The sequence below is a fragment of the Pseudotamlana haliotis genome (genome assembly GCF_008806375.1).
GTDB lineage: Bacteria > Bacteroidota > Bacteroidia > Flavobacteriales > Flavobacteriaceae > Pseudotamlana > Pseudotamlana haliotis.
Genome location: NZ_WAAT01000022.1, coordinates 92,429 through 112,622, shown reverse-complemented (window position 1 = coordinate 112,622; position 20,194 = coordinate 92,429). Strand labels below are relative to the sequence as shown.

The 20,194-nt window shown below is 35.1% G+C and carries 20 protein-coding genes; 12 read left to right on the top strand and 8 right to left on the bottom strand.

From position 1 onward, the window contains the following. Positions 1 to 96: 96 nt before the first annotated feature. Together F6U93_RS02705 and rpsU are read left to right on the top strand one after the other, a co-directional pair. Positions 97 to 960 carry a sigma-70 family RNA polymerase sigma factor gene (locus F6U93_RS02705; RefSeq protein ID WP_150936580.1) on the top strand — a complete coding sequence of 288 codons (864 nt, stop codon included), beginning with the start codon at positions 97 to 99 and terminating at the stop codon, positions 958 to 960. Between the two features lie 39 nt (positions 961 to 999). Further along, positions 1,000 to 1,194 (top strand): 30S ribosomal protein S21, encoded by a 195-nt coding sequence (gene rpsU / locus F6U93_RS02700; protein WP_150936578.1) that lies wholly within the window; start codon positions 1,000 to 1,002, stop codon positions 1,192 to 1,194. 61 nt (positions 1,195 to 1,255) lie between these two features. Here rpsU and F6U93_RS02695 read toward each other — a convergent pair whose 3' ends face one another. Further along, positions 1,256 to 2,050: a DUF2797 domain-containing protein gene (locus F6U93_RS02695; protein ID WP_150936576.1), complete on the bottom strand. Its 795-nt coding sequence runs from the start codon at positions 2,048 to 2,050 to the stop codon at positions 1,256 to 1,258. Between the two features lie 43 nt (positions 2,051 to 2,093). Here F6U93_RS02695 and F6U93_RS02690 point away from each other — a divergent pair, with 43 nt between their 5' ends. Continuing rightward, entirely contained in the window at positions 2,094 to 3,608 is a 1,515-nt protein-coding gene (locus tag F6U93_RS02690) for a GH3 auxin-responsive promoter family protein (RefSeq protein ID WP_150936574.1), read from the top strand. A gap of 130 nt (positions 3,609 to 3,738) precedes the next feature. After that, on the top strand, positions 3,739 to 5,322 hold the full coding sequence (locus F6U93_RS02685) for an OmpA family protein (RefSeq protein WP_150936572.1): 1,584 nt from the start codon (positions 3,739 to 3,741) through the stop codon (positions 5,320 to 5,322). A 108-nt stretch (positions 5,323 to 5,430) separates the two neighbouring features. Here the strand turns inward: F6U93_RS02685 and clpX are convergent, their stop codons facing one another. The 6 genes from clpX to F6U93_RS02655 all read right to left on the bottom strand — a co-directional run bounded on the left by clpX (position 5,431) and on the right by F6U93_RS02655 (position 11,050). Further along, positions 5,431 to 6,663, bottom strand: coding sequence for an ATP-dependent Clp protease ATP-binding subunit ClpX (clpX, locus tag F6U93_RS02680; RefSeq protein WP_150936570.1), 1,233 nt, complete (start codon positions 6,661 to 6,663; stop codon positions 5,431 to 5,433). 73 nt (positions 6,664 to 6,736) lie between these two features. Continuing rightward, entirely contained in the window at positions 6,737 to 7,411 is a 675-nt protein-coding gene (gene clpP / locus F6U93_RS02675) for an ATP-dependent Clp endopeptidase proteolytic subunit ClpP (protein WP_150936568.1), read from the bottom strand. 140 nt (positions 7,412 to 7,551) lie between these two features. Next, on the bottom strand, positions 7,552 to 8,880 hold the full coding sequence (gene tig / locus F6U93_RS02670; protein ID WP_150936566.1) for a trigger factor: 1,329 nt from the start codon (positions 8,878 to 8,880) through the stop codon (positions 7,552 to 7,554). Between the two features lie 206 nt (positions 8,881 to 9,086). Further along, positions 9,087 to 9,428 (bottom strand): phage holin family protein, encoded by a 342-nt coding sequence (locus F6U93_RS02665; protein WP_150936564.1) that lies wholly within the window; start codon positions 9,426 to 9,428, stop codon positions 9,087 to 9,089. A gap of 26 nt (positions 9,429 to 9,454) precedes the next feature. After that, complete coding sequence (locus F6U93_RS02660; RefSeq protein WP_150936562.1) at positions 9,455 to 10,216, bottom strand: alpha/beta fold hydrolase; 762 nt, start codon at positions 10,214 to 10,216, stop codon at positions 9,455 to 9,457. 120 nt (positions 10,217 to 10,336) lie between these two features. Continuing rightward, positions 10,337 to 11,050 carry a pyridoxine 5'-phosphate synthase gene (locus tag F6U93_RS02655; RefSeq protein WP_150936560.1) on the bottom strand — a complete coding sequence of 238 codons (714 nt, stop codon included), beginning with the start codon at positions 11,048 to 11,050 and terminating at the stop codon, positions 10,337 to 10,339. A gap of 88 nt (positions 11,051 to 11,138) precedes the next feature. Between F6U93_RS02655 and F6U93_RS02650 the strand changes: the two genes are divergently transcribed. The 8 genes from F6U93_RS02650 (at position 11,139) to murI (ending at position 19,469) form a co-directional block, all read left to right on the top strand. Beyond that, positions 11,139 to 11,798 carry a CBS domain-containing protein gene (locus F6U93_RS02650; RefSeq protein WP_150936558.1) on the top strand — a complete coding sequence of 220 codons (660 nt, stop codon included), beginning with the start codon at positions 11,139 to 11,141 and terminating at the stop codon, positions 11,796 to 11,798. Positions 11,799 to 11,801: 3 nt separating this feature from the next. Continuing rightward, positions 11,802 to 12,689: an NAD kinase gene (locus tag F6U93_RS02645; RefSeq protein WP_150936555.1), complete on the top strand. Its 888-nt coding sequence runs from the start codon at positions 11,802 to 11,804 to the stop codon at positions 12,687 to 12,689. A gap of 123 nt (positions 12,690 to 12,812) precedes the next feature. Continuing rightward, complete coding sequence (gene porG / locus F6U93_RS02640) at positions 12,813 to 13,502, top strand: type IX secretion system protein PorG (RefSeq protein WP_150936553.1); 690 nt, start codon at positions 12,813 to 12,815, stop codon at positions 13,500 to 13,502. A gap of 3 nt (positions 13,503 to 13,505) precedes the next feature. Continuing rightward, positions 13,506 to 14,246, top strand: coding sequence for an isoprenyl transferase (locus F6U93_RS02635; RefSeq protein WP_150936551.1), 741 nt, complete (start codon positions 13,506 to 13,508; stop codon positions 14,244 to 14,246). Next, a complete protein-coding gene (locus tag F6U93_RS02630) occupies positions 14,179 to 16,818 on the top strand; it encodes a BamA/OMP85 family outer membrane protein (protein ID WP_150936549.1) in 2,640 nt (879 codons plus the stop codon). Before F6U93_RS02635 ends, F6U93_RS02630 begins: the two co-directional genes overlap by 68 nt. 167 nt (positions 16,819 to 16,985) lie before the next feature. Beyond that, a complete protein-coding gene (locus tag F6U93_RS02625) occupies positions 16,986 to 18,080 on the top strand; it encodes an OmpH family outer membrane protein (RefSeq protein ID WP_225312515.1) in 1,095 nt (364 codons plus the stop codon). Between the two features lie 31 nt (positions 18,081 to 18,111). Beyond that, the gene (locus F6U93_RS02620) at positions 18,112 to 18,612 is read left to right on the top strand and encodes an OmpH family outer membrane protein (protein WP_150936547.1); all 501 of its coding nucleotides are present in this window, start codon (positions 18,112 to 18,114) and stop codon (positions 18,610 to 18,612) included. 77 nt (positions 18,613 to 18,689) lie between these two features. Next, positions 18,690 to 19,469 carry a glutamate racemase gene (murI, locus tag F6U93_RS02615; protein ID WP_150936545.1) on the top strand — a complete coding sequence of 260 codons (780 nt, stop codon included), beginning with the start codon at positions 18,690 to 18,692 and terminating at the stop codon, positions 19,467 to 19,469. Positions 19,470 to 19,674: 205 nt separating this feature from the next. On the opposite strand, the gene F6U93_RS02610 is transcribed toward murI, so the two are convergent. Further along, positions 19,675 to 20,187: a gamma carbonic anhydrase family protein gene (locus F6U93_RS02610; RefSeq protein WP_150936543.1), complete on the bottom strand. Its 513-nt coding sequence runs from the start codon at positions 20,185 to 20,187 to the stop codon at positions 19,675 to 19,677. Between the last annotated feature and the right edge of the window lie 7 nt (positions 20,188 to 20,194).

Here is a 20,194-nt window from a genome sequence, read left to right as displayed (position 1 = left end):
ATTTTGAAGGGTTTTTCAGTACGATAATCGGATTTATTAGGTTTTTCGCTACAAAAACGCTATATTAAAGGTTCGACATAATCTTAAAACATCTTCATGAGGCAGTTAAAAATCACAAAACAAGTTACCAATCGCGAGTCCAAATCTTTAGACAAATACCTTCAAGACATTAGTAAAATCCCCTTAATCACCGCTGAAGAAGAGGTTGAATTAGCACAAAGGATTAAAAATGGCGACCAAAAAGCTCTAGATACACTCACAACGGCTAATTTGCGTTTTGTAGTTTCAGTCTCAAAACAATATCAAAATCAAGGCTTAACTTTGCCTGATTTAATCAACGAAGGCAACGCTGGCCTAGTAAAAGCAGCGAAACGCTTTGACGAAACTAGAGGTTTTAAATTCATCTCTTATGCCGTTTGGTGGATTCGTCAAGCAATTCTTCAAGCTTTAGCACAACAATCTCGAATAGTTAGATTACCTTTGAACAAAATTGGTTCTATAAATAAAATTAATAAAGCTTATTCATTTTTAGAACAAACCCATGAAAGGGCGCCTAGCGCTCAAGAGATTGCTTCAACATTAGACCTTTCAATTAGTGATGTTAAGCAATCTATGAAAGTTTCTGGAAGACACGTATCTATGGATGCGCCGTTGAAGGAAGGCGAAACGTTTAGTTTATATGATGTCGTTAAATCTAATGAAGGCCAATCACCAGATTCAGATTTAATTAAAGAATCATTAAACGCTGAAGTTAACCGTGCTTTAGAAACCCTTTCAGACAAAGAAGCTCAAGTGATTAGACACTATTATGGTATTAGTGTAAAACAACCTAAGAGCCTCGAAGAAATTGGCGATGCTTTTGGAATTACAAGAGAGCGCGTAAGACAAATAAAAGAGCGCGGTATACGTAGATTACGTCACGCCTCAAAAAGTAGAGTACTAAGAACTTATTTAGGGTAAAACCTAAATATTATAATTATAATTTATTAAATACGAGTCATGTTAAAAATCATTGTAAAAGACGGCGAAAACATAGAGCGTGCCTTAAAACGCTACAAAAGAAAACACAGAAATATTAAAGTAATGCAAAACTTAAGAGACGGACAGTTTTTCACAAAACCATCTGTAAAAAGACGTCGTCAAGTTCAAAAAGCAGCTTATATTCAAGGTTTAAGAGATCAAGAAGAAATATAGACTTCACTCTAAAATTTATATTAAAACCCATTTATGCTATCATAAATGGGTTTTTTAATTATTAGTCTATCGCAATATTCACAACCAAACCTTCATTGGCTCGCACATTAAAAACGGTGTCGTCTTCAAAAATGAGATACTGGCCTTTAATGCCTACGAGTTTCCCCGTATACTCAAGATCTTTCTTAATATTTAAACTCTTAGGTTTTTCAGGGTATTGATTCACCGGAAAATCTAAATGTGTTTCTGTGTTATTCTGAATAAAATAATCTTTCGCTTCAGCAGGAATATAATCGGATAAACGCTCACGCCATTCTACCAAATTTTCATCGTCAATATCATTTTTAAGCATCTTACGCCAGTTGGTTTTATCGGCCACATGCGCTTTTAAAGCCACCTCGGTAATTCCAGCCAAATAACGATTAGGTACCTCAACGATTTCAATAGCTTCATGTGCCCCCTGGTCTATCCATCGTGTTGGCACCTGAGTTTTTCTAGTCACCCCTACCTTGACATTACTGGAATTCGCCAGGTAAACAATATGCGGCTTCAGTTGCACCGCTTTTTCGTATTCTAAATCGCGATCTTCCTGACCTAAATGTGCGGTGCTTAATTCCGGATGCATGATCCAATCAGCCGCCTGTGGTATCTCAAAAAAACAAGACTTGCAAAACCCTTGTCTGTAAATAGGTTTGTCCATCCCACAGTTTAAACATTGGTATTTAACAAATTGAATTATCAGGGTTTTATCCAGCAATTGATTCATATTTAAAAAGTCATTTTCAAACACCAAATAATATTGAATCGGACTTGAAAATTCCGTTTCCATTTTTGTCAAAACACCTTGGTAGGTCATAAAAAAAAGTCTTATTTTTAAAAAATTAAAGATAAAATAAATTATGTCAATACCCATAGTTAATTCCATTGCATCTTGGTTTTTAAAAAAGCGATTTCATCAAATTGAATTGTTTTTAAAATACCCCAATGAGGTACAAAACGAATTGCTATTAAGCTTGATTCAATTTGCAAAAGACACCGAATTTGGTAAAGAACACGATTTCGATAGTATAAAAAACTACAAAACTTTTACCGAACGCGTTCCTATAAAAAATTATGACGGCTGGCAGAATGTTATTGAACGCTCCAGACAAGGCGAAGGCAATATTTTTTGGCCAACACCAATTAAATGGTTTGCTAAATCTAGTGGCACCACACGGGCCAGAAGTAAATTTATACCAGTGAGTGAAGAATCTTTAGAAGATTGTCATTATGCGGCCAGTAAAGATTTGTTGTGCATGTATTTAAACAACAATGAAAACGCCCAATTATTTACAGGAAAGAGCTTGCGCTTAGGCGGAAGCAAACAATTATATAAGGAAAACGGTACTGCTTACGGCGATTTATCGGCCATTCTTATTGACAACATGCCTTTTTGGGCCGAATTTAGCAGTACACCTAGCAACAAGGTTTCGCTTATGAGCGACTGGGAGTATAAAATGCAAGCTATTGTTGATGAAACTAGAAACGAAAACGTGACCAGCCTAGCTGGAGTCCCTTCTTGGATGCTGGTGCTTTTAAATAATGTTTTAGAAACTACTGGAAAAAAAGATTTACATGAGGTCTGGCCGAATTTAGAAGTCTATTTTCATGGTGGCGTTAGTTTTACGCCTTATGCCGATCAATACAAAAATATCCTGCCTAAAAACAATTTTAAATACTACGAAATTTATAATGCATCGGAAGGTTTCTTTGCCATTCAAGATCAGAATGATTCCAATGACCTCCTACTCATGCTCGATTACGGTATATTCTATGAGTTTATCCCCATGAATATCTATGCCACTTCAGAAGAAAAAGCCATTCCCCTAAGCGAAGTTGAGTTGCATCAAAACTATGCAGTTATTATAACCACAAACGCCGGCTTATGGCGTTATAAAATAGGTGACACTGTTCGGTTTACATCTTTTAACCCGTACCGTATTAGAGTCTCTGGGCGTACCAAACATCATATCAATGTATTTGGTGAAGAACTCATTATTGAAAATGCAGAAAACGCTTTAAAATCGGTTTGCCAACAAACAAACTCAGAAATTGTTGAGTACACAGCAGCCCCAATTTTCATGCAAGGCAAAGAAAAGGGCGCTCATGAATGGCTAATCGAATTTAAAACGGCACCTAAGGACATGGAAAATTTTAACACGCTTTTTGACAACGCCCTAAAAGCGCTCAATACCGATTATGAAGCCAAGCGTTATAACAACATCACGCTGAACAAACCTACTATACATTGTGCAAGAAAAAACCTCTTTTACGACTGGCTAAAACAAAATAATAAGTTAGGTGGACAGCATAAAATCCCTAGACTTTCTAACACAAGAGAATATATAGATGAATTACTGACTATAAATACCTAAGAATGTAAGCAAATACATCTAAAAAACAACTTATAACGAATTATCTTACCTTTAATCTAAGCCGTATTATTTTCACGGCTTACTACATTATCTTTACAATAAACCAACGATTAACTTGACCCCTTTCAATATGAAAACGAAACTTTGTTTTCTGATTTTTCTTATGGCCAACTTAACTTTTAGTCAAGATGGCGCAACGAATAATTCTACTCAAACCCAAACACCTTCCAACGCTATTGGAAATAATGGCTTTAATTTTAAAATCGCTCCTACTTTTGAAAACACCGAATTTTCCGAAATTGGCTCGGGCTTCTTTAAGGAAAAATTCATTATGGTCTCTTCAAAAAAAGTAGGCGGTTTATCCAAAATTGACCCTAAAACTGGTGAGTCCTTTAAAGATTTGTACTGTTTAGATGTCAATCCAGAAGACGGATTCATCTCAAGACCGCTCTCGTATTCAAGAATCCTGAATACACATTTTAGTGAAGATCAAATCACTTTTTCAAAAAGCGAAACTACCGTTTACTATACCCGTAGTTCACATGAAAACTCATTAGAGTTTAAACTTTATAAATCAGATTTAGAAGCAGGTTCAAACGGAAACTGGATTAACGAAACACTTTTAAGTGTAAATCAAGACAACGTATCGGTTGAAACACCATTTGTAAATCATGCAGGTAACAAGCTTTATTTTTCAGCTAATTACCCAAACAGCCAAGGCGGATTTGACATCTATGTTTCTGACATCAATTCTGACGGTACTTTAGGCACTCCAAAAAACTTAGGAAGCATGGTGAACACCACTAAAGACGAAAAATACCCAGCACTTTCTTTAGATGATAAATATTTGTTTTTTGCATCTAAAGGTCATAACAATATAGGAGGTTACGACTTGTTTAGAAGCAAGCTTTCCAATAGCGGTACAAAACAAGCGAGAAACTTAGGAAACACAATAAACACAAAACAAGATGATATTGCCTTCTTTTTAGCGACAAAAAGAAGAGGATATGTCTCTTCTAATAAGCCAGGAGGCATAGGAAGCTATGATGTATATATTGTAACTAACCATCCTGTCTTACAATCATTACGAGGAACCGTTAGCGATGTAGATTCTAAAATCAAATTACCAAACGCTGAATTAATACTGTTTGATGATGATGGTCAAGAAATTTCTAGAACAACAACTAACGAATTAGGCGCTTTTAAATTCCCTGTAAACGTAGCTCCTTTTGAAGAATACAGCATAACAACAACTAAAGAAGGCTTTATAACGAACTCATTAGCTTTTACTGCTGATCATACGGAAGACAAGTTTAAATATATAATAGACATTGAACTGCAGCCAACCGTACCGGTTATTGTAGATCAAAAAATTGTACTAGAAAACATATACTTTGATTTCGACAAATGGAATATTAAAGAAGAATCATTTTTGACTTTAAACAAGGTGGTTACGATTTTAAACAACAACCCAGATATGAAGTTAGACATTCAGGGACACACCGATAATAGAGGTAGTGCTAGCTACAATTTAACCTTATCTAAACGACGTGCTGCATCTACGATGAAATATCTAGTGGAACATGGTATCACGGCAGAGCGCCTACAATCTGAAGGCTTTGGTGAAACAAAACCTTTAATTGACTGTAAATCGAATTGCTCTGAAGAAGAGCACCACACCAACAGACGAATTGAATTTTTAATTGTAGATTAACAATTATATTGGCGCAATTGAAAACCCATTTATAAAAACTAAAAAACCACACAAAACTGTGTGGTTTTTTTAGTTAATACTATATAGTATTACTCTATTTGAAGCAACTTAAGAAACCGCTTTAAGCTTCTTTAAAGTTGTTTTAGTTAATTTCTCTTCGGCGTAAGCCTTAGTCACATTTAACTTTTTTTCATCGCTACTAGGCAACTCGAACATGGCATCGGTTAAGATCTCTTCACAAAGTGAACGTAAACCACGAGCGCCTAATTTATATTCTATGGCTTTACCAACGATAAAGTCTAGAGCACCATCCGTGATTAAAAACTCAATCTCATCCATAGTAAACAATTTCTTGTATTGTTTAATAATGGCATTTTTTGGTTGTGTTAAAATCGCTCGTAATGTTTCGGCATCTAGAGGATCCATGTACGTTAAAACAGGTAAACGCCCAATAATCTCTGGAATTAAACCAAAGTCTTTTAAATCCTTTGGAATAATATACTGCAATAAGTGATCTTGATCAACAACATCATCAGACATTGAGGCACTATAACCTACAGCTTGCATATTTAAACGCTTAGAAATCACACGATCAATACCATCAAAGGCACCACCAGCGATAAATAAAATATTTTCAGTGTTGACTTCAATAAACTTTTGATCAGGATGCTTTCTTCCGCCTTTTGGTGGCACATTAACAACAGTACCTTCTAAAAGTTTTAAAAGCGCTTGTTGTACCCCTTCACCTGAAACATCACGTGTTATAGATGGGTTATCACTTTTTCTTGCAATTTTATCGATTTCATCAATGAATACGATACCCTTTTCAGCCTTTTCTAAATTGTAATCGGCAGCCTGTAATAAGCGGGTCAAGATACTTTCAACATCTTCACCAACATAACCAGCTTCAGTTAATACCGTGGCATCAACAATAGCCAATGGCACGTTTAACATTTTTGCAATGGTCTTCGCCATTAAGGTTTTACCCGTACCGGTTTGACCTACCATCATTATGTTACTTTTTTGGATTTCAATATCATCCTTAGTAACCGGCTGTAAAAGCCTTTTATAATGATTGTAAACAGCTACAGACATGACTTTTTTAGTCACATCCTGCCCAATAATATATTCATCTAAGAAAGCCTTGATTTGTTGTGGCTTTCTTAATTTTAATTCTTCAGATAAATCACTACTATCACTTTGTTTCGATTCTTCTAAAACAATACCATGAGCTTGCTCGATACATCGATCACAGATATGCGCATCAAGTCCTGCTATCAACAAATTTGTTTCAGGCTTCTTTCTACCACAAAATGAGCATTCTAATTCTTCTTTCGCCATTAATCTACTTTTTTAAGAGACAAATTATCATAAATCCCTCTATAACAATTCTTTAAAATTACAATAATTTTTATTAATTACGGGTCAAAATTTCGTCAATCATCCCGTATTCTTTGGCTTTATCAGCCTTCATCCAGTAATCACGATCACTGTCTTGGTATACTTTGTCGTAATCTTGCCCTGAATGCTTACTAATAATTTTATAAAGTTCTTCCTTTAAGGTTAAGATCTCTCTAGCCGTAATTTCAATATCACTAGCTTGACCTTGAGCACCACCTAAGGGTTGATGAATCATCACACGAGAGTGTGTTAAGCCACTACGCTTCCCTTCAGCACCAGCACATAATAAAACAGCCCCCATAGAAGCCGCCATACCTGTACAAATCGTCGCCACATCAGGCTTGATAAACTGCATGGTATCGTAAATACCCAATCCAGCATATACGCTTCCTCCTGGTGAGTTAATATATATTTGAATGTCTTTATTAGCATCTGTACTTTCTAAAAACAACAATTGCGCTTGTACAATATTAGCCACTTGATCGTTAATCCCGGTTCCTAAAAAGATAATTCTATCCATCATTAAACGCGAGAACACATCAAAAACAGCAATATTCATTTGGCGTTCCTCAATAATATTAGGAGTTAAGCCTTGAGGATACATACTACTCATGATTTTGTTATAGTATGTACTGCTAATCCCTTGATCTTTTATCGCGAATTTTTCAAATTCTTTTGCGTAATCCATAATTTTCCTTCTTATTATTTTATATCACATTGACTCACAGAATTATACATCGAGAGTCTTTAAAAAATGCTTCTGTATAAATACAAAATCGCTTAAACCTTCCGGTTTAAGCGATTAAAGATAAGCATTTATTTTTTTAATTATTTATCACCATATACTTCTTTAACAAACTTTTCATAGGTTAATTCTTTTACCTTAAGGTTTGCTTTTTCTTTATAAACTGATAATAATTTTTGACTTACTAATTGTTCTGAAATACGACGCGCTTCGTCTTGGTTTCCTAAAACACGAGCAGCGATATCATCTAACTCTTTATCTGAAGGATTCATTTGACCAAATTGAGCCATTTGCCCTTTGATCATTTCTTTAGCGTGATTCTTAATATCGTCCATAGTTACTTGAACGTCATTATCTGTAATCAACTTCCCTTCAATTAATTGGTAACGTAAACCTTTTTCAGATTTCTCGTATTCTTCTTTAGCTTGATCAGCATCAATTTCTTTTTCACCTGCAGTTTGCATCCACTTTGTTAAAAACTCAGCTGGTAAATCGAATTTTGTGTTTTCTACTAAATACTCAGTAACGTCGTTTAACAATTTTTGATCTGCTTGTTGCACAAATTGTTTTTCAGCGTCTTCTTTGATTTTAGCTTTTAATTCTGAAACTGATTTCACTTCACCTTCACCAAAAAGTTTATCAAATAACTCTTGATCTAAATCGGCTAACTCACGTTCGTTAATTTCTGTAATCGTAAAGTTTACTTCAATATCTAAACCGTGAATATCATCATGACTTAATTTTAAAGCATGCATTAATTCGTGATCATCATCATAAAGTCCCTTTGTCTTTAAAGTAATCACATCACCAACTTTAGCCCCTACAAATTGTTTTGCAGTAGATTTTCCTTTAAACTTATCTAAAGTTAAAGTTACGGTGTTATCTATTTCTTTCTCTTCGTTAGTAAATGCACCAGTGATTTCACTGTCTTTTTCAACAGCATCTTGAGGTACTAATTTCCCGTATTGCTTTTGAATACGCTCAATTTGCTCATCAATCATTTTATCATCAGCAACGATATTATATTGCGTGATGGCTTTTTTGCTTTTTAACTCTACATCAAATTCTGGCGCAAGACCTAATTCAAATTCGAATGAAAAACTATCTGCATCCCAATCAATACCGTCTTGAGCTTTAGGTAATGGTTGACCAAGAACATCTAACTTCTCTTCAGTTAAATATTTATTTAAAGCGTCTTGTAATAATTTGTTTACCTCATCAACTAAAACAGCTTTTCCGTATTGTTTTTTCACCATTCCCATTGGTACATGACCTTTTCTAAAACCAGGAATGTTAGCTGTTTTACGGTAATCTGTTAAGATTTTCTCTACTTTATCGCTATAATCTTCCTTAGCGATATCCACTTTAACAACAGCATTTAATGCATCAACGTTTTCTCTTGTAATATTCATTTTAAATGATATAAAGCCTTAAATCAGGCATTTAACAATAAGGTTTCTTTTCACAAACCTAAAAAATATAAATCCCTACTTGATTGGGAAATCCATTTTAACAGCTACTCCAAAAACTACCTTTTGAGCCACCAAAATTGGGATGCAAAAATAATACATTTTTACATCCTATGCAAAGTTTTTAATCGCTTGATTTTTAGGCCGATTTAATCGTCTTTAAGAAGTGAATGCAGGATGGATTCTAGAATAGACAATAGAATACTAAACAGAATGGCTGTCCATATACCATCTACCGAAAAACCACTAATAAGATTACCTGCAATTAAAATAATAAAAGCATTAATAACCAACAAGAATAAACCCAGAGTTAAAACGGTTATAGGGAGCGTAAATATCACTAATATCGGTTTGATAAAAATATTAAGCAGCCCTAAAATTACGGCTACAATAAGTGCCGTCATATAACCATCTACGTGGACACCTGATAATACATTAGCCAAAACAAATACGCCAAGCGCTGTAAGAAGTAAGTTTAATAGTAATTTCATAATTTTTAAATTTTTATGACTGTAATTTACACAAAAGCCATCACAGCAGCGTAAAAATCTTTTGGATTTTCGGCATGCAACCAGTGCCCTGCATTAGAAATGGTTTCTATACGAGCGGCTGGAAAATGTGTTTTAATAATGCTTTCATCGCCAACACCTATATATTCTGAACGGTCGCCTCGTAAAAATAAGGTGTCGCCATTAAAGGTAGCATAACTTGGCAATGCTTCTCCCACTTCGGCTACTTCATTTTGAAGCACCTCAATATTAATACGTAAACCAAGTTGTCCTTTTTCAACCCAATACAGGTTTTTAAGCAAAAACTGGCGCGTACCTAAATCTGATACATATTCACTTAAAATTTTATCCACTTGACCACGGCTTTTAACTTCATCGAAATCAATAGCGTTTAAACCATTTAATATCGCATCGTGATGCACTGGGTAAAATCTTGGTGAAATATCAGCAACTATCAGCTTAGAAACCAATTCTGGATAAAGGGTTGAAAATAACATAGCCGTTTTTCCACCCATAGAATGCCCAAGCAACACAATATCTTCCAAATTATGATGTGAGCAATAGGCCTTTAAATCTTCAGCGAGCACTTCGTAACTAAAAGCATCGTCGTGAAAACTGCGTCCGTGATTACGCTGATCTACTAAATGCACTTCATATCCGGCTTCGCTAAACTGCATCCCTAAGGTTTTCCAGTTGTCGCTCATGCCTAAAAATCCGTGTAAAATCACAAATGGCTTTCCTTCGCCTGAAATAGTTGAATGTAATATCATTTTTTATGTCTTTATTTCCGCGAAAGCGAAAAACAATTTCAATTTCGTTATATAATTTATTTGTATCCCGTCAAAACTAATGAGATGCAGAATCAAGTTTGGCATGACGAAACGCACACCTTACTTTAGCTTGTTCAAATACATTTGAATCACATTTTCAACACCTAAGTACAAACTTTCAGTAATTAAAGCGTGACCGATTGAAACTTCCAACAAGCCTGGAATTTCATCTTTAAAAAACTTAATATTTTCTAATGACAAATCGTGCCCAGCATTTAGACCTAAACCCAATTCACTGGCTAATTGTGCACTTTCTACATAAGATTGAATCGCCGCTTTGTTTCCTAATCCATATTGATGCGCAAAAGCTTCGGTGTATAATTCAATACGATCGGCACCTGTTAATTTCGCACCTTCAATTTGTGCTAACACAGGATCAACAAAAATAGAGGTTCGAATACCGTTATTTTTAAACTCCTTAACTACATCAACTAAAAAATCTTTATGCTTAATGGTATCCCAACCCGCGTTACTAGTAATCGCATCTTCAGCATCTGGCACTAATGTCACCTGAGTTGGTTTAACTTCCATCACCAGTTTTAGGAAAGACTCTACTGGATTCCCTTCAATATTATATTCGGTATACACTTCCGGTTTTAAATCACGAGCATCTTGATAACGAATATGTCTTTCATCGGGTCTTGGGTGTATCGTGATTCCTTCGGCACCAAAACGCTGCGCATCTTTAGCAAATTGAACCACATTAGGCACATCACCACCACGTGAATTTCTTAAGGTTGCGATCTTATTGATATTAACACTTAACTTTGTCATAAATACATTTTAAAAAACAAAAATACAAAGTAGAACAGCCTAACATACTTTTTTTTTGATTAATTTGCAGTCCAATTCAACAGGGATCATGAAACTTTTAGAATTCATCATAAACGATATAAAACCGCTAAACATTAGCAATGACGTGCGTGATTTGCAATTACTATTTAATCAGCTTACCTTTTCACACATTCCTGTTAAAGACGAGAACAACGTTTTTTTAGGCAGCTTTTCTGAAGCGGACGCCTACTGTTTTGAAAAAGACAAACCTCTAAGTAAGTACGCTTATTCTTTGGAAAACTTTTTTGTACGCGACACCACACTGTGGTTAGATGTTTTAGAGGTTTTCGCCACCAATTCAACGAATATTATGCCTGTATTAAATGAGCAAAATCAATATTTAGGCTATTATGAACTCAATGATATCATCAGTTTATTTGGTGATTCGCCGTTTTTTACTGAAGCCGGAGGTATTTTGGTTGTAGAAAAAGGCACGAACGACTATTCTTTTAGTGAAGTGAGTCAGATTGTAGAATCAAACGGCGGTAAGATACTTGGCGCTTTTATATCTAAACTGAATACCGATTTAGTACAAATCACCTTAAAAATTGGGCAAACCGGATTAACAGATATCATTCAAACATTTAGAAGATACAGTTACAATATCGTTTCTGGACATGAAGAGGATGGCTATATTGAAAGCCTAAAAGAACGTTCAGATTATTTAAAAAAATACTTAAATATTTAATATATGAAAGTTGCCGTTTTCGGACGATTTTACAATAAAAACACATCGGTTTCAGTAGAAAGATTGTTTAGCTATCTCTTGAAAAAAAACATTGATGCTTATATTGAAACTGAATTTTTCAAGATTATTAAAAAAGAATCTGCTAGAATTAATGACTTCAGTTCTTTTAAAACCTTTGAATCTTTAGATACTTCTTTTGATTTCTTGGTAAGTATTGGTGGCGACGGTACCATATTAAGAGCCATAACTTTTGTAAAAGATATAGACATTCCTATTATAGGTATTAATACTGGTCGTTTAGGTTTTTTAGCGACTATTCAGGTAGATGTTATTGAAAGCGCCATGCAAAATATCATTGATGGGAATTATAAAATCTCACAACGCAGTTTGCTTTCGGTTGAAACGTCTCCAAAAAACGAAGACATCGCTTCTTTAAGTTTTGCCTTAAATGAAGTGGCTGTGAGCAGAAAAAACACCACATCGATGATTACTGTTGAAACCCATTTAGATGGCGAATACTTAACCTCTTATTGGAGTGACGGCCTTATTCTTTCTACCCCAACAGGGTCAACAGGCTACTCCTTAAGTTGTGGCGGCCCCGTAATTACACCAAGTACAAACAGTTTTGTTTTAACCCCCATAGCACCACATAATTTAAGTGCACGCCCTTTAATTATACCAGACTCTACTGAAGTACATCTAAAAGTTAGTGGTCGTGAAGAAAACCACTTGGTTTCATTAGATTCAAGAATTGCGACACTTGATAACGGCACCTTAATCAAGATTAAAAAAGCCGATTTTAAGATAAAAATGATTGACCTTCTCGATGAAAGCTTCCTCATTACTTTAAGGAAAAAATTACTTTGGGGTGAAGACAAAAGAAACAACTAACCTAACTAATCTATTCCTTTAAAAGCAATAATTATAAAGAAATGCTGTTTTACATTAAGACATTTTCCCACAATGTACTACAAACTAATCTAATTTATTATATTTGCAAACTTTTGAATTTTTATGAGGCATTTAACCCTATTGATAATAAGTATTTTAAGCATCCAATTTAGTCAAGCTCAGATTCATGAAATTGGAGGCTTTGCAGGAGGCAGTAATTTAATTGGTGATGTTGGTTCTACAGAATACATCGCACCCAATGCGCCAGCACTCGGACTTTTATACCGTTGGAATAGAAGTAGCCGATATTCATGGAGAGCAACAATTATCTATTCTGATTTAAAAGCCTACGACTCAAAATCAGAAGACCCAAGACGTATTCAAAGAGATTATGACTTTGATTCTAATTTATTAGAAATCTCTGGGGGAATGGAATTTACATTCTTAGACTTTGATTTGCACTCAGGTAAAAAAATCTGGACACCGTTTTTATATACTGGTATTAGCGCTGTACATTATGACAACTATTACTTTTTAAATGGTAGACAAGCCTCTGAAGGCGAATCAAGCTGGGCTTTCGGTATCCCAATGACCATTGGTGTAAAAGCTAGAATTATTGGCAACTTCGTTGTAGGTGCTGAGGTAGGCGCACGCTACACCTTTACTGATGAAATTGACGGAAGCATGCCTAGTTCAGATTCCATAAAAGAACAATATCAATTTGGAAATATAAACAATAATGACTGGTATATGTTTACGGGACTCACACTCACCTATACCTTTGGGCAAAACCCATGTTATTGTGTAGAATAAAAAATGGATTTAAAAAACAATATACTACCCAATGCTTTGCCAAAACACATTGCCATCATCATGGATGGAAATGGGCGTTGGGCCAAACAACAAGGAATGCTACGTGCTTTTGGTCATGAGAATGGCACAAAATCGGTTAGAACAACCGTTGAAGCTTGTGCTGAACTTGGTGTTGAAAACTTAACCCTCTACGCTTTTTCTACCGAGAACTGGAAGCGACCTAAGTTAGAGGTAAAAGCACTTATGAAGTTATTAGTATCTTCTTTAGTTAAGGAATTAAAAACACTTCAAGACAACAGTATTAAACTTTGTGCTATTGGCAACCTACAAGACTTACCAAAACAAGTTTATAAAGAATTAACAGATGTTATAGAGTGTACTAAGGAAAACAAGCGAATGACCTTAACTCTCGCACTCAGCTACGGTTCTAGAGATGAAATCATCAACGCGGTTAAAGAAATTAGTATTAAAGTTAAAAATAATATAATTTCGCCCGAAAATATTGATGAATCAATTATTAATGAGCATCTTTACACGCAAAATTTACCAGACGTAGATTTACTTATAAGAACCAGTGGAGAACAACGTATAAGTAACTTCTTATTATGGCAAATTGCGTACGCCGAATTACATTTTACAAGTGTGCTATGGCCAGATTTTACCAGACAACATTTGTATGAAGCTATTATTGAATATCAAAAAAGAGAACGACGATTTGGGAAAACTAGTGACCAACTTAGTTAATAGACCTTCTATATTAACATTTTTGAAATATTGTACTTCTATAATTCTTTTTATAGGCTGCTTTAATATTGAGGCCCAAAACCCAAACACAAAGTACACTGTAGGAGAAATCACTGTAGCGGGTAATACCACCTTTAACGAGCAAACCATTATCACCTACTCTGGCCTTAGTAAAGGTAAAGAGATCTATATTCCTGGGGAACAAATTAGTAATGCCATTAAAAAACTTTGGGGCTCTAAATTATTTAATAACATCGAAATCTATGTTACTAACATAGAGGGCAATGTAGCAAATCTAGAAATTAGACTATCTGACCTACCCCAACTTAATGACCTAAAAATCAATGGAATTAAAAGGAGTAAACAAGAAGATATTATTAAAGAAAACAATCTAAACAAAGGTGTTAAAGTTACAGAAAACCTCATTACAACAACAAAAAATTTCCTGACAAAAAAGTACAAAAAAGAAGGTTTTTACAACACTAAAATACACATCAACACTGTAGAAGTTAAAGATTCTCTTAAAACCTCTAGAGTGAATATGGTATTAAATATAGACAAAGGTGCAAAAGTAAAAATCAAAGACATCACTTTTTTTGGCAATGAAGTTTTAGAAGACAAAAAACTTCGCGCAAGTATGAAAAGTACGAAGAAGAAAAACTTTCTTCGTGTTTGGAAACGTTCAAAATTTATTGACTCTGCTTACCAAGCCGATTTAGGTCATGTTATTGACACCTATAAAAAGAATGGTTACAGAGATGCCCGTATTTTATCAGACAGTTTAATTGTTAATGACGACAAAACCATTTCACTTGCTATTAATGTTACTGAAGGTGAGCAATATAAATTTGGAGAAATCAATTTTATTGGAAATTCGGTTTATTCTGATGAGTACTTAAAAAGATTACTTCGTATCAATAAAGGAGACACCTATAATAGTATTTTACTACAAGAACGTATTGCTGATAATAGTAAACCCGACGCCTTTGATATTACCAATCAATACCAAAATAACGGTTATTTATTCTCCAGTGTAAACTCGGTTGAGGTTAATGTTGAAAACCATGTTATTGATACCGAAATTAGAATTTCAGAAGGTAAACCCGCCTACTTTAATAGTGTTTCTGTAGTAGGAAACGAAAAAACAAACGATCACGTTATCTACAGAGAAATACGTACACGTCCGGGTGAACTTTACAGTAAAGCCAATGTGGTACGTACCGTAAGAGAGCTTGGTCAATTAGGCTTTTTTGATGCTCAAGAATTATCTCCAAATTTCCTGAACCCTAATCCTGTTGAAGGAACTATTGACATGGAATATTCGGTGAAAGAAACCGGGTCTAGCCAGATAGAATTACAAGGTGGTTACGGTGGTGGTGGCTTTATTGGAACGCTAGGACTATCATTTAACAACTTTTCAATTAAAGACATCTTTAAAAAAGACGCATACAAACCAATACCTATGGGTGATGGTCAAAAATTAGCACTGCGTTTACAAGCCAGTCAGTTTTACCAAACTTATAGTTTCTCGTTCTCTGAACCTTGGTTAGGTGGTAAAAAGCCAGTACAATTTTCGGCATCTTTATCGCATACCAAGCAATTCGGGCAAGATTTCACTGATTACACAGTTGATAAAAGTCGAAGTTTTAACATTACAGGGATAACCTTTGGTTTAGCAAAACGTTTAAGTGTACCAGATGATTTCTTCACCTTATCACAATCTATTGGTTACCAACGTTACGATTTAAACAATTACAACACCGGCTTATTTGAGTTTGGAGATGGTTATTCAAACAATTTAGCTTACACCATAGGGATTAGCAGAAACAACACTAGTGTAGACCCTATCTATCCAACAGGAGGTTCTAGTTATTCGGCTAGCGCTAAAGTAACATTGCCATATTCACTTCTTAATAATGTGGATTATGAAGCCCTTAAAAATGAGCGTGATGAAAATGATGTGATTCGTCATGATACTAACAGCAACCCTGATGAAGTTCTCGCTGCTAACGAACGTATTGCAGAAATAGATCAAGAACGCTACAAATGGCTTGAATTCTATAAAGTAAAGTTCAAAGCAGAATGGTATACACAAATCATGAAAGATTTAGTACTTAAACCAAGTACTGAATTCGGTTTCTTAGGTGCTTATAATAATGATAGAGGGGTGATTCCTTTTGAGCGTTTCTTCGTAGGAGGAGATGGTTTAGGAAACTATAGTTTAGACGGAAGAGAAAACGTACAATTACGTGGTTATCCAAACAACTCGTTATCTGGTGTTGATGGTGGTACCATTTACAACAAGTTCTCATTAGAATTACGTTACCCAATTACCTTAAAAGCATCAGCTAAGATATTTGTTTTAGGTTTTGCTGAAGCTGGTGCGTCTTATGATAATTTTAAAGATTACAACCCATTCGATCTTTATCGTTCGGCTGGTGCAGGTCTTAGAATATTTATGCCTGCCTTTGGATTATTAGGTATTGATTTCGGCTATGGTTTCGATGCTAGACCAGGAACCAATTCACCTAACGGTTGGGAAACTCACTTTATTATTGGTCAGCAATTTTAATGTACTTAATATTTGGCACGGTATTTTCTAATAACACTTTCAATGTTTTATATGGGATTTAAAATTTTTAAGATTATATTTCGTTAATTTTGAAGATTGCTTTCTAAAACCGATAAATTGACAGTCTTTTTTAGAGCTTAACAGACCACATACTAAACATTAACCAAATGACACGAGCCTTATTAAAAAAAGAAAACCTTAATAAAAAAAACATGAGCCCGTTGCCAGTTAACCAGAATAGAAACCTATTGAAACATATTAATAATAACGTTCTTTTTTTACTGATATTAACAATAAGCATATGCTTTACATCACATGCACAACGTGGTGTAAGAATTGGGTATATTGACACCGAGTACATTTTAGAGAATGTCCCTGAGTATCAAGAAGCCTCACATCAATTGGATCAAAAAGCTGAAAAGTGGAAAAATGAAATCCATGAAAAACTAAAAGCAGTTGAACAAAAGCGAAATGACCTTACCACTGAAAAAGTCCTTTTAACTGAAGAACTTATTAAAGAACGTGAAGAGGATATCGATTTTGAAGAAAGTGAAATTTTAGATTATCAGCAAAAACGATTTGGCCCTAACGGCGATTTGTTCATACAAAGAAGACAGCTTATGCAACCTATTCAAGATCAAATTTTTGCTGCGGTTCAAGACATTGCTGAAGGTAAAAAGTATGATTTTATATTTGACAAATCATCGGATGCCACCATGCTATTTTCAGCAAAGCGCTATAATTTAAGTGAGCAAATATTAAGAAGTATTACGAGATCGGCAAAAAGAACTCAAGCTCAAAACAGAGCACAACGTAAAGCGGCAGAGGAAGAAGAATTGATTCCTGAAGTCAATGAAGAGCTTGATGCTCGAGAAGCCGCGTTAGAAGCTAAAAAATCTGAGCGTGATAGTATTGTTGAAGCAAGACGGAAAGCAGCTTTAACAGCACGAGAATTAAAGAAACAAGAGGCTGCTGAAAGACGCCAGAAAATTATAGAAGAAAGAGAACGTGCTCAGCAGGCAAAAATAGATGCTAGAAATGGTGTGACTCCAGGAGAAGAAGCTCCGAATACCGAAACTTTAAAAAGTGAAGAAGAAAAAGAAGCCGCTCCAGAAACAAAAACAAGAGAGCAACTTATAGAAGAAAACAGGCAAAAAAAATTAGCCGATCGCGAAGCTAGAAAACGCGAATTAGAAGAACGAAAACGAAAAATATTAGAAGAGCGCCAACGCGCTAACGACAGTATAAACCAAAACAAATAATCAATTTATAACACACTTAATACTATTAAAAATGAAACAATTAAAAAATTTATTATTAGCAACTGCATTATGTATTGTATCAGTTAGTTTTACACAAGCACAAAGCAAGATTGCACATATAAATGTTCAAGAATTAATCGCTGCCATGCCAGAAGCTAAAACTGCACAATCAGAGATTGAAACACTTGGTAAAACATACCAAACTGATATTCAAGCTTCAATTACTGAATACCAAAACACAGTAAAGCAATACGAAGCTGAAGCGGCAACTAAAACAGATGAAGAAAACCAAAAAAGAGGTTTAGAGTTACAAGAAAAACAACAACGTATCCAACAATTCAGATCTGATGCTCAACAAGACATCGCCAAAAAAGAGGCTGAATTATTTAAGCCTATTCAAGAAAAAGCTATGAAAGCTATTGCGGAAGTAGCAAAAGCACAAGGTTACGACTATGTACTTCCTGCAGCTACTTTAATCGTTGCTGATGGAAAAGACATCTTAGCAGACGTAAAGAAAAAATTAGGCATCTAATTAGATCTTAAAGTTTAAAAATAAATTATATTTAAAGCTGTCTATGTTATAGGCAGCTTTTTTATTTTTGAAATACAATGAACAAACAACCTATTGGCATTTTTGATTCTGGTGTAGGAGGCACTTCCATTTGGAAAGAGGTACAGCAATTACTTCCTAATGAAGACATGATCTATCTTGCTGATAGTAAAAATGCGCCTTATGGTCCAAAAGGTAAAGCAGCCATTTTAGACCTTAGCATTAAGAATACCGACTATTTAATCAATCAAGGGTGTAAGCTTATTGTTGTGGCCTGTAATACGGCGACAACCAATGCTATTGATTACCTCAGATTAAATTATAACTTACCCTTTATAGGTATAGAGCCTGCCATAAAACCAGCCGCATTACATAGCAAAACCCATACAATAGGTATTCTTGCTACCAAAGGCACCTTAAGTAGTAAGCTATTTCATAAAACCTCACTTCTGTTTGCCAGTACCACAAACATTATTGAACAGCATGGTAATGGCATTGTGGAACTTATAGAAAGTGGCAAGTTATACAGCGATGAGATGAAAGCGCTATTAAGCATTTACTTAAAACCTATGGTGGAGGCTGATATAGACTATCTAGTACTAGGATGTACGCACTACCCTTACCTCATCCCAATTTTAATAGAATTACTCCCAGCACAAATAAAAATAATTGATTCTGGTGAAGCCGTTGCCAAACAAACAAAACATGTTTTAGTAGAAAATAATTTACTTAATACGCAACACCGGTTTGGTCAAACGGAATTTTTCACAAATACCAACCCTGAAGTTATGAAAGCATTACTGGGTCACTCTCAAAGGGTATCGCATCTCGATTTTTAGTAAATCGCATCATATCAAGTTTCAATCTGCGTTAGCGGTTGCAGCGGCATCCTTTTTGTGCTAAACCTTAAATATCACCTAAATAAAGTATAGATACAGTAACAGGATATTTACAGGGATTCATTAAACAGAAAGGCACAAAAAGATATAGCGGAAGACGCGACCCTTGTGGTAACGCCAAAAACAAATAATTGTATAGATTTTACTACTTAAACCAACTGGAGTATTTGATATAATTATCGGCAATACGATTTATTTCACCAGAAATAAGTTCTTTACTAATATCTTTTACTTTCTTAGCTGGCACACCGGCATAAATACTACCAGCCTCTACTCTTGTGTTTTTAGTCACTACAGCTCCTGCGGCAATTATACTATTGCTTTCAACCACGCAGCCATCCATAACAATACTTCCCATCCCGATGAGGACATTATCATGTATAGTACAACCGTGAACCAAGGCATTGTGACCAATAGAAACATTGTTTCCAATATTAGTAGGAGCCGTCAAGTAAGTAGCGTGAATAACGGCACCATCTTGAACATTTACCTTGTTGCCCATTTTAATATAGTTCACATCACCACGTATTACGGCACTAAACCAAATACTACCTTGATTACCCATAGTTACATCACCAACAATGGTGGCGTTTTCTGCGATAAAACAATCTTCTGGTATTTGTGGAGATTTTCCGTTTACGGGCATTATTACAGGCATAAGAATA

Excerpts from the sequence above, each read along its gene's own strand:
- porG (WP_150936553.1), top strand. The coding sequence starts at position 12,813 with ATGAGGCATTTAACCCTATTGATAATAAGTATTTTAAGCATCCAATTT.
- F6U93_RS02695 (WP_150936576.1), bottom strand. The coding sequence starts at position 2,050 with ATGACCTACCAAGGTGTTTTGACAAAAATGGAAACGGAATTTTCAAGT.
- F6U93_RS02635 (WP_150936551.1), top strand. The coding sequence starts at position 13,506 with ATGGATTTAAAAAACAATATACTACCCAATGCTTTGCCAAAACACATT.
- F6U93_RS02685 (WP_150936572.1), top strand. The coding sequence starts at position 3,739 with ATGAAAACGAAACTTTGTTTTCTGATTTTTCTTATGGCCAACTTAACT.
- clpP (WP_150936568.1), bottom strand. The coding sequence starts at position 7,411 with ATGGATTACGCAAAAGAATTTGAAAAATTCGCGATAAAAGATCAAGGG.
- F6U93_RS02705 (WP_150936580.1), top strand. The coding sequence starts at position 97 with ATGAGGCAGTTAAAAATCACAAAACAAGTTACCAATCGCGAGTCCAAA.
- murI (WP_150936545.1), top strand. The coding sequence starts at position 18,690 with ATGAACAAACAACCTATTGGCATTTTTGATTCTGGTGTAGGAGGCACT.
- clpX (WP_150936570.1), bottom strand. The coding sequence starts at position 6,663 with ATGGCGAAAGAAGAATTAGAATGCTCATTTTGTGGTAGAAAGAAGCCT.
- F6U93_RS02665 (WP_150936564.1), bottom strand. The coding sequence starts at position 9,428 with ATGAAATTACTATTAAACTTACTTCTTACAGCGCTTGGCGTATTTGTT.
- tig (WP_150936566.1), bottom strand. The coding sequence starts at position 8,880 with ATGAATATTACAAGAGAAAACGTTGATGCATTAAATGCTGTTGTTAAA.
- F6U93_RS02625 (WP_225312515.1), top strand. The coding sequence starts at position 16,986 with ATGACACGAGCCTTATTAAAAAAAGAAAACCTTAATAAAAAAAACATG.
- F6U93_RS02650 (WP_150936558.1), top strand. The coding sequence starts at position 11,139 with ATGAAACTTTTAGAATTCATCATAAACGATATAAAACCGCTAAACATT.
- F6U93_RS02655 (WP_150936560.1), bottom strand. The coding sequence starts at position 11,050 with ATGACAAAGTTAAGTGTTAATATCAATAAGATCGCAACCTTAAGAAAT.
- F6U93_RS02610 (WP_150936543.1), bottom strand. The coding sequence starts at position 20,187 with ATGCCTGTAATAATGCCCGTAAACGGAAAATCTCCACAAATACCAGAA.
- F6U93_RS02645 (WP_150936555.1), top strand. The coding sequence starts at position 11,802 with ATGAAAGTTGCCGTTTTCGGACGATTTTACAATAAAAACACATCGGTT.
- F6U93_RS02660 (WP_150936562.1), bottom strand. The coding sequence starts at position 10,216 with ATGATATTACATTCAACTATTTCAGGCGAAGGAAAGCCATTTGTGATT.
- rpsU (WP_150936578.1), top strand. The coding sequence starts at position 1,000 with ATGTTAAAAATCATTGTAAAAGACGGCGAAAACATAGAGCGTGCCTTA.
- F6U93_RS02620 (WP_150936547.1), top strand. The coding sequence starts at position 18,112 with ATGAAACAATTAAAAAATTTATTATTAGCAACTGCATTATGTATTGTA.
- F6U93_RS02630 (WP_150936549.1), top strand. The coding sequence starts at position 14,179 with ATGAAGCTATTATTGAATATCAAAAAAGAGAACGACGATTTGGGAAAA.
- F6U93_RS02690 (WP_150936574.1), top strand. The coding sequence starts at position 2,094 with ATGTCAATACCCATAGTTAATTCCATTGCATCTTGGTTTTTAAAAAAG.